The organism is Acetobacter sp. UBA5411 (genome assembly GCF_002409645.1).
In the GTDB taxonomy this organism is placed as follows: Bacteria; Pseudomonadota; Alphaproteobacteria; order Acetobacterales; family Acetobacteraceae; genus Acetobacter.
The window spans coordinates 6,860-18,998 of sequence record NZ_DHNR01000014.1 but is presented as its reverse complement, the minus strand read 5'-3'; the positions used below and the strand labels follow the sequence as shown (position 1 = coordinate 18,998).

Here is a 12,139-nt window from a genome sequence, read left to right as displayed (position 1 = left end):
ATATCAATGGGTCCTGAGCCTAATTACTTTTGGTAGAGCATGGTTTGCCACTGGTCCAGATTTAAAAAACATCACCAGTTATAGGAGATGTTCCCGTAAAAACGACGGGCCTGCCCCACATAGCACTGATCCGAAGAACACCCGGTAACATAATATTTGTTTGTCAGATTAGAAATTGCCAACTGAGCCTTTAAACCATGGAGTTTCGGAGAGAGTTCCGAAAAATCATAATGTGCGCCGATATCAAAAAGCACGTAGGCTGGGACTTTGTAAGAGTTGGCGGCATCGGGATAGGTAAAGCCTATATAGTGAATACCCCAGTCGACGCCCAATCCATGAAATATGGAACGAGGCAGGGTGTAATCGATAAATGCCGACATCATGTTGCGGGGGACATTCTGCACATATTTTCCCTGTTCCGCGACAAGCTCCGTCTCACTCAGAGTAACCAGATCGATTTTGGAAGTCGTCAGGTTGTTTTTTGCATACCGAATATCCGTATAGGTATAGGACGCCGTAAGATGCAGATCCTTTGTTATATTGGCGTTTGCTGAAAGTTCGACCCCTTTGGCTGCGACCCGACCAGCATCGGCACTGAAGTTCGGATGTTCGTTGTCTCCGACAAGATAATGATCTTCATTAAGATGAAAGGCTGCCGCCGTTAGAAAAACCTCGGTTTTTGGAATCTGGTATTTCAGACCAACTTCGAATTGTTTTCCTGTGAGTGGTGAAAACGGTTTTCCGCGCCAGTCACTTGTTGTTTGAGGGACAAATGAAGTGCTGTAGCTGAAGTATGGAGCAAGGCCAAAGTCGAACTTATAGACAAGGCCGGCACGCCAGGTAAACGCCGATTGTGGGCGCTCGCTTGGTGATCCGCTTGTAATAGTCGAGGTGCCATCCGAATTGTATTGCCGGGACCCGCTACGGGTTGTCGTATTGAACCAGTCCTGTCGACCACCCAGAATAACAGACAGTCCGCGCCATTTGATCTGATCCTGAAAATAGACACCTTCCTGAAAATAGGAGGTATGAGTGAGATAACCCGTAGAGCCGCATGTGTAAGGATTGGCTATGCAGGGCACGAAATTGTAATCAGGAGAAAACAGGTTAAGCGTGTCAAATTCGCCAAACATGTTGGCGGTCTTTGATTCAATCTGACGAAAATCAGACCCGACAATCCAGGTATGGTGAAGCGGTCTTGTTACGACACGTCCCGTTAGACGGGTATCAAGCGCAACGGTCCGATTATATCCCTGTACCTCCCATGCTCTTCGTCTGACCTCGCTGGCGGAAACCTGCTCGTTGAAATAGGAATTCTGGAGATCCCAGTCAGATGCTTCCCATCGGAACACCTGCTGAAAATCCAGAAAATTATTGAACTTGTGATGGAACTGATATTCGAACATGGATGACGTTGTCTTGTTCGTGTTCCACCTAGGCATGCCAAGAAATACGCTGCGGGAAATCCTTCCGTAAGGGCCGCGAAGAAGTGATCCGACAAGAGGGTAGACAACCGTATTGGCACCGCTATCCGGGGTGTAGATATAACTCCCCAGAACGCTCAATGATGTTTTGTGATCAATATCCCATGTCAGGGACGGCAGAACACCGACGCGCTTATAATCGACATACTGTGTCTGCGTTCCTTGAGTCACACCAATGGCCGCTACGCGATAACGCAGGTTGCCGCTTTTGGTAATCTTGTCGCTGACATCAATGGTTGCTTCGTATCGTCCCCAGTTTCCGAAGCCGACTGTGGCCTGCCGCAGTGGCGTTGCGGTGGGTTTTTTCAAATCCATCCCGATAAGACCACCCGGAGCGGTCTGTCCATATGTGACGGATGCCGGGCCATTCACGACTTCAATCCGATCCAGAAAAGCGGTTTCTGCGGCTGTATAGGAACTGGATTGCAGTCCATCGACAAACTGCGTTGTCACGAAACCACGCTGCCTATGCCGTTTTCACCGCTATAGGCTGCACCGGTCAGATTTGTACCCTGAGCTTCAGAATAAACGCCTGCACTGTATCGTAATGCCTGAGCAACATTCTGGGCCTGCTGATCGACCATCTGCTGCTTGGTCACCACATAAATCGAATTGGGAATTTCGATGAGTGGGGTATCCGTTTTTGTTCCAGCCATGGTACTTTCGGCAAAATAACCAACGCCGGGACCTGTCGGGTCCTGACGGGTGACTGCTCCTCCCACGCGGACAGGACCAAGTGTGATTGATGATGAGTTTTTGCGCTCCAGAATGAGTGTACGCGCATTCAGTCTGCGGAACTGAACGGATGTTCCGTTCAGGAGAGTGGAAAGGGCTGCTTCTGGCGTCAATGTACCCGAAACACCTTTTGTCGAGATGCCTGTCGTTATGGCGGGATCGTAGGATATCTGCTGTCCCGATTGCTGGGCAAAGGCCGATAGCGCGCTGGCGAGCGATTGTCCGGGAATATGGAAGCTTTTGACCTCGCGGTCCTGTTGTGACGGGTCAGACGATGCCGCCAAAGCTGGAACGCCATGCAGCAGAGCGATTTCCGTAATGCCGATCATCAGGTAATGCCGAAAACGCTGCGCAGCGCGCGGAGCCGTCTGCCTGTTGGCTGCCATCCTTAAAGTCGCCTCTTCTTCCCGAATACCACACAGATATGCGATCAATTATCATTCGCATAATTATGAGAAGAATGGAGGCCGTCTTTTTATAGGGGAAAAGAGAAAAATTGTGATGTGGTGTGGTTAGAAAAGACGTGTTTTGAAAGAGGACTATCGCTGGAGCTGATCAGGATGATTTCGTGCTGATCAGCAGAAAACGAGAGCCTATCTCTCTGACCGAAACATGGGCAGGAGCTGCGACCGCTTTCAGGGCGCCCGGTATGTCTGTAAGATCATACGATCCGGCGACATGGATCGTATCAAGGCCCTTTCCATAGGTAACAATAAAGCCCGGATAATAGCGCCGCAGTGTTTCCACCACTGAATGAACGGTTGCATCGCTGACTGTCAGGCGTTTTTCCTTCCAGGAACCGACTTCGGACGGATTCACATGAAACTGCGTGACTGTCCCTGACCGGACGTTGATCGAAACGAGATCTCCTGCGAGCATCTGCCGTTCGTTGGTCGTGCCCTGAATGCCATAGTTGAGGCCAATACGACCTTCATTGACGGCCACGTCGATCCGGTCGTCGCTTTTGTTGACATCGAAACGTGTGCCGATGTCACGAGCCGTCATCTTGCCAGCCAGAACGACAAAAGGATGAGCGCTGTCATGGCGAACATTAAAAAACACCTCGCCTGCCAGAACACTCACCTGCCGTTGGTGGGTGTCATAATGAACGGCGATGGCGGAACGCGCTCCCAATGTCGCGGTGCTGCCGTCAGGTAACTGGACCATTCGGTTTTCGGCTGCACCTGTCTGATAATCAGAGAGAACAGAAAGACGGATATCGTTTCTGAACAGAAAGGTGAACCCGCATGCACATATGGCACCAGCAAAAGCGAGGATGCGTCGACGTCTGAAAACAGGATTTTTCGGCTGACTGATGGAAGCTCTTTCGAGCGGTAGGAGAACAGGCCCGATATCTCCTGTCAGATGCCAGATATCAACCATGCTTCGCCAGGCCGCATCGTGTGTGGCATCAGCTTTTCTCCACCGCTGAATTTTCGCATGCAGCGACGTATTCTCCGGGTCGTCCAGAAGCAGAACCAGAAATTCGGTAGCCTCCGAGACTGCCTGTGAATCATCTTCGGTCGAGGAGGCGTTCATGGAATCCCCATGGAAAAAATGAGCTTACGCCATATTCTGATAGCGTGCCTTATAATGAGACGAATGAAATATCCTGTTTTCAAGGAAGAGGGTCTTTTTTCGTCCGGTATTTCTCCTCGTCCAGAGCGTATTTACATTCCCTGAACGCATCCGCGATCAATTGTGCGGCTCGTCCTATGGAGATGTCGAGAACCTCAGCGATTTCACGCAGCTTATAGCCGCCAAATCTCTGCATTTCGAAAGCAAGGCGTGTCCGTTTTGGCAAAGTGTCCAGAACAGAAGCAACGATGGCGAGTTGCGACCGGGAGAGGGAGGAATCTTCAGGTGTTCGATAGTCTACCGAGAGTGCTGCGAGAACCTGTTCGGTATATGTTTCTTCAAATCTTACCTTACCTGAACGCATATGATCCAGAGAAAGCCGTCGCACGATTTGTATGAAATAGGGCAGGGGGCTGATGACGGTCGTGCCGCTACTGACCGCCTGCGATACATTGACGAAAGCATCCTGCACGATGTCTTCGGCTTTTGTACGGGAGCCGACAATTCTGGTGGCGAGGTTCAGGAAACGAAGCCTGTTGTCCAGATAGACTGAAAGAATTGTTTCGTCGCTTGCCACTGCATTCCGTTCCAGCGTTCACAGAATCTGACATGCCGAAGCATGGCGAACATTATTAAGAATGGATCGCAATAGCAAGGATGAAAGAGGTGGGAAGCGGTTGTGACGTGCAGGATGACCAGCATGTCAGGACAGCGTTTTTTACCCCTATAAAAACCGGCGGCCTGTTCGTCGCGCAGCATCTGGATATACGATGTATTGGCAATGAGGCAGAGCGGATCAAATCGACAGACTTCCTGAAATATCAAAATGAGTTACAGGAAGCAGACTGCCTGTTTTTGCATTATTTCAAACGGATAACTGCCTTGGCCACCAGAAGATAAAGCGCCGGGGTCGTGAACATGGTCTGTGCCTGACTGACCAGCAGGCCACCGATCAGCGCAATGCCGAGCGGCTGGCGTAGCTCCATCCCGTAGCCGCCCATCAGCACCAGCGGCAGCGCCCCAAGAGCTGCCGCAAAGGTGGTCATGACGATGGGCCGCAGGCGCAGCAGGCAGGCCTCACGAATGGCATCCCGTGACGTCAGGCTGCGTTCGCGCTCGGCATGGATGGCAAAATCCACCAGCAGGATCGCGTTCTTGAGCGAGATGCCGGTCAGCAGCAGCATGGCGATGACCGCCATGCCCGAGAACGGTAGTCCGAACAGGTCCAGCGCCATGACTGCCCCGATCCCGGCCGAGGGGATGGTGGAGAGGATGGTCAGCGGGTGCCACACGCTTTCATAGAGCATGCCCAGCGTGATCCAGACAGCCAGGATGGCCGCGACGATCAGGATCTCGCTGTCATGCGTGCTTTTGCCAACATCCCCTTCGTCACTCTGCAATTCCCCGGTGATGCTCTCCGGCAGATGCAGGTTGCGCCATTCCTGATCAATGATGGCCTGTGCCTGCGACAGGCTCACACCGGGTGCCAGTTCCAGCGCCAGAGAGGCGGAACTGGCGTAACCGATATGGGTCACAGCCACCGGGTCGAGGCTGGGGGTGATACGAGCCACGACGGACAGTGGCACCAGCGTTTCCGCTCCCGTCGCCACGGCCGATCCGGTGGAAGCATTCGCTCCACCCGCCAGAGAATTGGCGATCTGGTTCCGAAACGCCGTGGCACTCGTGGAGGCGGTGGTGCTGGCTGTAGCCGACGAGACCACCCGGATGGTGTTCGACGCCGAACTGCCCGAGGCGGAACCACCGGACGGGCTGACCCAGAACTGCTTCAGGATCTCGGGATCGCGCTGAAAGCGGTTTTCCACCGTCAGCACCACGTTGTATTGCCCGTGTGGTGTGTAGACGACCGAGGCGTTGGTCTGGCCCAGCGCATCGGACAAGGTATTGCCGATGACCTGCGGTGTGACCCCGACACGGGCGGCAGTATCGCGGTCGATGGCCAGCGTGATGCCCTGTCTCGGTGGATCGACATCCGGGTCAACATCCGCGAACTCCGGGTGACGGCGCAAGGCTTTCGCCAGTTTCCGCGTGGCTGGCCCCAGCAACCGGTCATCCTCGCTGCGCAGGATATAGCTCACCCCGCTGCTGTTCGAGCCGACCCGCATCATGATGTTGCCCGGCGCCTGGGCATGGTATTCGGCGTGAATGTCTTTCCCCATCCGGGCCACCACACGTGCAGCCACTTCTGTTCCCGACGCCCGCCCGGTGGACAGGTCGCGCAGCGTGGCGAACACCATGCCATGGCTGGAGCCTTCGCCGGTATCGAGATAGGCGATGACATGGTTAACAGCGGGATCGGACAACAAGACCTGACTGAAGTGTTCCAGCCGGGCTTTTGTCTGGGCCAGTGAACTGCCGCTGCCGCGTGAGCCGCCCGAAACGATGCCGATATCCTGACGCGGAAACACAACCTTTGGCATACGGGTGAACAGAAAGGCACCCACCAGCAGGGTCAGCGGCAGCAGTAAGGCCGTCTTGCCAGGATGGGTTAGGCAGATTTCCAGAATGCGGCGATACAGGCTGCCGCTGTGTTTTTCATGATCCAGAAAATCAGCGGCATCCACTTCCGGATGAATGGCGGCGCTGTTTTCGGCAAACCGCATGCACAACGCTGTCAGACACGGCGTCACCACGCAGGACAGAACCAGCGACACGGCCACGGCAATGCCGACGGTGCCAGCAAACTCCCGGAACAGCCGTCCGGTCAGACCCGACGCCAGCCCGATCGGCAGAAACACCGCCAGCACCGAGACGGTAATGGAGAGCAGTGTGAACGCGACTTCTCTGGCCCCGGCAATGGCTGCTTCATCAACAGACATCCCCCGCTCACGCATGCGGATGATGTTCTCGATCACCACGATGGCGTCATCCACCACCAGTCCCGTGACCACCGTCAGCGCCATGAGCGAGAGATTGTCCAGCCCGAACCCCGCCAGATGCATCGGCCCGAGGCTGGCGATCAGGCAGCACGGCACGATGATCGCCGCCGCCACGGATGCCGTCCACGAGCGCAGGAATACCCACACCACGGCCAGTACCAGAACACAGGAGGCCAGCAGCGTTACCAGCGTATGATGCAGGGAGGAGCGGATCACGGCCGAACCATCTCGTGCCACCTCGATATCCGCACCCGGTGGCATCAGCATGCGCAACTGCGGGAGGCGGGCTTTCACCGCATCGACAATGCCCACCAGATTGGCCCCCGGTTGGGCGCGGACCATCAGGGTCAGCGCCGGTTTTCCGTCAAAGAAGGCGGCGGCATTCACGTCCTGCATGCTGTCCGTCACGGTGGCCACATCACGCAGCCGGATCGGGCGTCCGCTTTTGTAGGCAATCACCAGATCCCGGTAAGCCTCGGCGTGTTCAGCCTGATCATTGACAGCCAGTTGCCAGCGCTGCGCCGCCGTATCGATCACACCCTTCGGCGTATGGGCATTGGCTGAAGCCAGTGCAGCCCGCAGGTTCTCGAACCCCATGCCGTATTTGAAAAACAGCAGCGGGTTCATCTCCACCCGAACGGCAGGCGCGGAACTGCCCATGAGCATCACATCCCCCACGCCCTGCACCTGAAGCAGCATGGGCCGCAGCGTGGTGTTCACCAGATCATAGAGGTGCGCCATGGACTGCATGCCCGGTGTCACCGCAAGGATCAGAACCGGCGTCGCATTGGGGTTGGCACGGTGATAGCTGGGGTCCGATCCCGGCGTGGTCGGCAGGTCGCGTCGTGCGGCCCGGATCGCGGCTTCCACGTCACGGGCCTCGCCATTGAGGTCGCGCCCCAGTTCAAACCCCAGAGAGATGGAGGTCTCCCCCCGCGTGGAGATGGACTCCATCTGTGTGACGCCGGCGATATTGCCCAGATGCCGTTCCAGCGGGGCGGCCACCGTGCGGGCCATCACCTCGGGCGAGCCGCCGGCATTCGACGCCGAGACCGAGATCACCGGCAGGTCGACATCGGGCAGGTCCGAGACCGGCAGGAGCGGCAGCGCCATCAGGCCCGACAGCACGGCGGAAAGCAGCAGCAGGAGTGTCGCCACCGGGCGACGGACGAACCAGGCGATGAATTTCAAGGAAGATGTCCCGTCCCTGCGGGAGGGCTTTGTCTATAAAGACGATCGGGAAAAAGGTTTTTTCCAGTAATCGGGCGAAAATGTTTCGCTCTTCTCACCGCGCCTCCATGTCGGACGCAGTTGTGCCCGACGACGTTACGGTGATGGCGGCGCCCTGCACTGCAAGACCGTGCTCGGCGGCCACACGCTTCAGCAACGTTGCGACTTCCGGAGCGTTGCAGGCGATCTTCCGACCTGTGCCGGCCTCCACAAAAGTAATGGCGAGAGCGGCCTTGCGTTCCGGGGTCACACTGTAGCGCCATAGCCGGTCAGGCGTGACATCCCGGCGCAGGATGCCACGCTCCACAAAGAGATTCAGGTTGCGCTGGATTGACCCCTGTGAAGGGGCATGTCCATGCTTCATCATCCGGCTCAGCGTCTTCCAGAGATCCACCGCAGTCGTCCCGGGACCAGCTTCAAGAACACCATGCAGCAGCACCCGTCGGAGATCGGTCATCCTGATGCCGACGTCTGCGCAACGGTCTTCCAGCCTGCGTACGGCGCTGCGGCTGGCCCTCATGCCGGGGCGGATCTGGTTCAGCGCAGGTGGTGAGCGACGGTGTTCGGAGAAGGTCAGCATCGAAAACCCTTTCAGGATCTTGGACAGTTTTTCGCGTTCAGGCAGAACATGACCGGCAAGGTCAGAAAAACCGGATCTTGGGGAATGGAAGACGGCGGGGGTGGCAGATTACCGACACGCCTGAGCATCGCGAGTGCTTCCTCATCCAGCAAAGGATGACCGGAACTTCTGGCAAGACCCGGGGTCAGGATGCGCCCGCTCCGATCGACCGCAAAACCCACAAGGACAATGCCTTGCTCATGATCTGCCCGAGCCTGAGGAGGATAATGACGGATGTCTGTCAGTCTGCTGACAATCCCGGTCTGCCACAGCGCCAGATCGTTCTGGCTTTCCGTAACGGATTGAGCCTGTCCCTGTTGAGGAGGAAGTGCCGAGAAAACCAGAAGACCAATGACCGGAAAAAGATACCGTTCCGGCACACGATACTGACACCTGCTCATAGCTTTAGTTCCCACCGGCATGGATGTAGAATTCGACGGGAACGGTCAGGGTGATCGGGTCGCCCGCGACGCTGTCCAGCGGAATGGGTAGAGGTTGTGCGCGTTTGGGCAGGGCCACGGCTTCCTGATCGAGAAGCGCATGACCGGAACTGCTGGTCAGCCGAACCGAAAGCACATGCCCCTTGCGGTCCATGGCGAACGTCACGGTCGGCACGCCCTCCTGATGATCGGCCATGGCATCGGACGGATAGCGCTTGAACTTCTCAAGCTGCGCCAGCAGCGCGCCCTGCCATGTGACCGGATCATGCGACGCCTTCGACGATGAGGCGCCGGGAGCCGGGGCCGCCTGGGTTGGAGCAGGAGGCGCTTCCGCTGACGGCGGCGCGGTCGTGGCCTCGGCCGGTGGCGTCTTGTCCGGGATGGGCTTTTTCAGTTGTGGAACCGGCTTGCTCTTCTTGACGATCTTTCGCGGCTTCTCAGGCTTGGGCACCGGGATTGGCGGATTGGGCGCGGGTGACGGCGGAGCCGTGATCTTTGGCGGCTCGACCGGGGCCGGATCGGGAATGGACTGTGTCTGTTTGGGACCGATCGGTGCATCCGTCGGCGGCGTGGGCGTCGAGACCGGTTCCGGGGCCATGTCGATGGCGATCGCGGCAGGCGGCGGTTCGGGCACGGCCAGCGGTGGTGGCGGCAGGCGCATGACCCACCAGATGCTGCCGCCACAGACCGCCAAAACGGCAAGGAAGGACAGGCCCCAGCGGAGTGCATCTTCCCGTCGGGCCAGAAGAAGTTGTTCGCGCTGCCAGTCGGCAAAGGAGAAAGGCGCGCGCTCAACGGCGACATCCTGCTCCTGCGCCATGTCTGCCGTGCCGCTCACGGTGCTGCTCCAGATGCCGGTGCGGCAGGAACCGTATTGCCGGATGGCGCAGGCGTTGAACCTGCTTCACTGCCTTCTTCCTGTCCCTGAAGATTGACCAGCGCGACCTTGAGATAGCCAGCGGAGCGCAGCTTATCCATCACGCCCATCAGCGTGCCGTAATCCACGGTCTTGTCGGCGCGGAGGAAAATGCGTTCGTCCTTCTTGCCTTTCGTCGCGGTTTCCAGCGCGCCGGGAAGCGCATCGGTGCTGATATCATCCTCGCCCAGAGCTAGGCCGTGATCAGCCTTCACCGTCAGGAACACCGGATCATCCGGGCGCGGCGTCGGCTTCTCCGTCGAGGATGGCAGGTCCACCGGCACGTTCACCGTGGTCAGCGGGGCGGTGACCATGAAGATCACCAGCAGCACCAGCATCACGTCGATGAACGGCGTGACATTGATCTCGCTCGCCTCATGCGGGTTCTCATCGGTATGGCGGATGCGGATCATGCCGCTTACTCCCCTGCCACCGTGCGGGCGTCACGCGACGCACCCAACCGCACCACCTGTCCGCTGGCGGTCAGGGCCTGCATGCGACCGAGATCGCGCGACACCAGACGCATGACCAGCGCGGTGAGATCGGCCACCTGTGCGCGGCAGGAGGCCGTCTGGCGGGCGAGATGGTTGTAGATCACCACCGCCGGGATGGCGGCCACCAGACCGAGCGCCGTGGCCAGCAGGGCCTCGGCAATACCGGGTGCCACCACCGCAAGGCTGGTCGCCTTGCTGGCGGCGATGCCGGTGAAGGACGTCATGATCCCCCACACCGTGCCGAACAGGCCGATGAAGGGCGAGGTCGCGCCAATGGTGGCCAGCACGCCGGTACCACGCAGGAGCCTGCGCCCCTCGGCGGCTTCAAGGCGTTCGAGGTGCAGGACGATACGCTCCTTCAGTCCCTCGCTGTCATCGGGGATGTCGGCGGAGCGTTTGCGTTCGGTCTCGGCCGCCATGACCAGCGTGTGGGCGATGCCATTCTGACGCGTACCTTCCTCGCCGAGATCCAGCGTGTTGGCCTGTTCCAGCGTCTGCTCGGCTTTTGTCAGCTTCATGCGCACGCGCAGCAGCTCGACCGACTTGGCGATGAAGATGGTCCAGGTCAGCAGACTGGCCACGGCCAGCAGGATCATCACGCAGCGGACCACAGGCCCGGCATTGAGGAACATGTCCCACGGGGAAAAGGAAATGGGAGCAAGATCGGTCATGAGAGACCTCCTTTGGAAGACGGTCTGCGCCACGCCCGGATCAGGCAGATGACCGTAACGATGAGGGGAATGGACAGGGCTGCCCATGACAGGGCCAGCCAGACGCCGTGCTGGCCCAGCAGGGCGGACAGCAGGCCGAAGATGGTGAGCAGGCCCAGCGCGATCGGCCATGGCCAGACGGCGACGGGGTGACGTGATGTCGAAACAGGTCGGGATGACATAGGGGTTTCGGGAGAGACGGCGTTCATCGCGTGCCCTCCACCAGAGCAGGCAAGTCGTCCGCATCATCCAGATCGTAACCCAGAGCCCGCAGGCGGGCGTCGGTGGCAATCCTGCGCTTGCCAGCCCACAGCACCAGACCGCTGACCAGCACACCGATCACCACCACATCGAGCAGCGCCCAGAGGATTTTCAGCGGCATGCCGCCATAATCGCCGAAATGCAGCGGGCGGGAAATTTCGAGAAAGCGCAGATACCACGGCATCGGATAGGCCCCGGTCAGCTCGCCCGTGCGGGCATCGACTAGCACCGGGGTAAACAGCCGTGCCCGCAGTGGGGTCGCGCCTCGCGTCCAGAGCACGTAATGCACCGGGCTGCCGAAAGAGGCGCCGGGGAAGGATAGGCCTGTCACCTCATTGCCGGGGGCTGCCTTGGCCGCCGTGTCGAACGCGGCCTGTACCGAAGACAGGTGGTCCTGCGACGGCACGGGCAGGTTGGCGTAGGGCCGCAAAATCTGGCGCACATCGGTCACGCGCCACAGGCCGAACAGTGGCGTCTGGAGTTCGTTGACCAGCCCGGTAAAGCCCACCACCGTCGCCCAGACCAGTGTTGCGGCCCCCAGCAGGTTGTGCAGGTCCAGCCATGTCAGGCGCGAGGCCCGATCCCTCCTGACCGAACCGAACGGTAGCCGCTTCATGAATCGGCCATACAGCACTGTGCCGGACACCAGCGAGGCGACAAAAACGCCGCCCATCGCGCCGAGAAACAGCCGACCGGGCAGATAGGCAAACAGGCTGGTATGAAGCCGGTTGCAGATGCCCATGATGATGCCGGTCCAGGTGCGCGGCTCCTTGGG

Annotated in this window: 12 protein-coding genes; all 12 read right to left on the bottom strand. The window is 58.4% G+C overall.

Going from position 1 to position 12,139, the window contains the following annotated elements:
- Nucleotides 1-71 precede the first annotated feature (71 nt).
- Nucleotides 72-1,937 carry a TonB-dependent siderophore receptor gene (locus B3759_RS04110; RefSeq protein ID WP_291363875.1) on the bottom strand — a complete coding sequence of 622 codons (1,866 nt, stop codon included), beginning with the start codon at nucleotides 1,935-1,937 and terminating at the stop codon, nucleotides 72-74.
- Complete coding sequence (locus tag B3759_RS04105) at nucleotides 1,934-2,605, bottom strand: STN domain-containing protein (protein WP_291363873.1); 672 nt, start codon at nucleotides 2,603-2,605, stop codon at nucleotides 1,934-1,936. Before B3759_RS04105 ends, B3759_RS04110 begins: the two co-directional genes overlap by 4 nt.
- 169 nt (nucleotides 2,606-2,774) lie before the next feature.
- A complete protein-coding gene (locus B3759_RS04100) occupies nucleotides 2,775-3,758 on the bottom strand; it encodes a FecR family protein (RefSeq protein WP_291363871.1) in 984 nt (327 codons plus the stop codon).
- A gap of 79 nt (nucleotides 3,759-3,837) precedes the next feature.
- Entirely contained in the window at nucleotides 3,838-4,374 is a 537-nt protein-coding gene (locus B3759_RS04095) for a sigma-70 family RNA polymerase sigma factor (RefSeq protein ID WP_291363869.1), read from the bottom strand.
- Between the two features lie 283 nt (nucleotides 4,375-4,657).
- Nucleotides 4,658-7,885, bottom strand: coding sequence for an efflux RND transporter permease subunit (locus tag B3759_RS04090; protein WP_291363867.1), 3,228 nt, complete (start codon nucleotides 7,883-7,885; stop codon nucleotides 4,658-4,660).
- Nucleotides 7,886-7,979: 94 nt separating this feature from the next.
- Complete coding sequence (locus tag B3759_RS04085; protein WP_291363865.1) at nucleotides 7,980-8,504, bottom strand: Fur family transcriptional regulator; 525 nt, start codon at nucleotides 8,502-8,504, stop codon at nucleotides 7,980-7,982.
- 11 nt (nucleotides 8,505-8,515) lie between these two features.
- The gene (locus B3759_RS04080) at nucleotides 8,516-8,944 is read right to left on the bottom strand and encodes an energy transducer TonB (RefSeq protein WP_291363863.1); all 429 of its coding nucleotides are present in this window, start codon (nucleotides 8,942-8,944) and stop codon (nucleotides 8,516-8,518) included.
- A gap of 4 nt (nucleotides 8,945-8,948) precedes the next feature.
- Complete coding sequence (locus B3759_RS04075) at nucleotides 8,949-9,821, bottom strand: energy transducer TonB (protein ID WP_291363861.1); 873 nt, start codon at nucleotides 9,819-9,821, stop codon at nucleotides 8,949-8,951.
- The gene (gene exbD / locus B3759_RS04070) at nucleotides 9,818-10,312 is read right to left on the bottom strand and encodes a TonB system transport protein ExbD (RefSeq protein WP_291363860.1); all 495 of its coding nucleotides are present in this window, start codon (nucleotides 10,310-10,312) and stop codon (nucleotides 9,818-9,820) included. The genes B3759_RS04075 and exbD overlap by 4 nt, the downstream gene beginning before the upstream one ends.
- A 5-nt stretch (nucleotides 10,313-10,317) precedes the next feature.
- A complete protein-coding gene (gene exbB / locus B3759_RS04065) occupies nucleotides 10,318-11,064 on the bottom strand; it encodes a tonB-system energizer ExbB (RefSeq protein ID WP_291363877.1) in 747 nt (248 codons plus the stop codon).
- Entirely contained in the window at nucleotides 11,061-11,312 is a 252-nt protein-coding gene (locus B3759_RS16840; protein ID WP_349679287.1) for a hypothetical protein, read from the bottom strand. The genes exbB and B3759_RS16840 overlap by 4 nt, the downstream gene beginning before the upstream one ends.
- A partial coding sequence (locus tag B3759_RS04060; protein ID WP_291363859.1) for a PepSY-associated TM helix domain-containing protein occupies nucleotides 11,309-12,139 on the bottom strand: 831 nt, incomplete at its 5' end. The genes B3759_RS16840 and B3759_RS04060, both read right to left, overlap by 4 nt.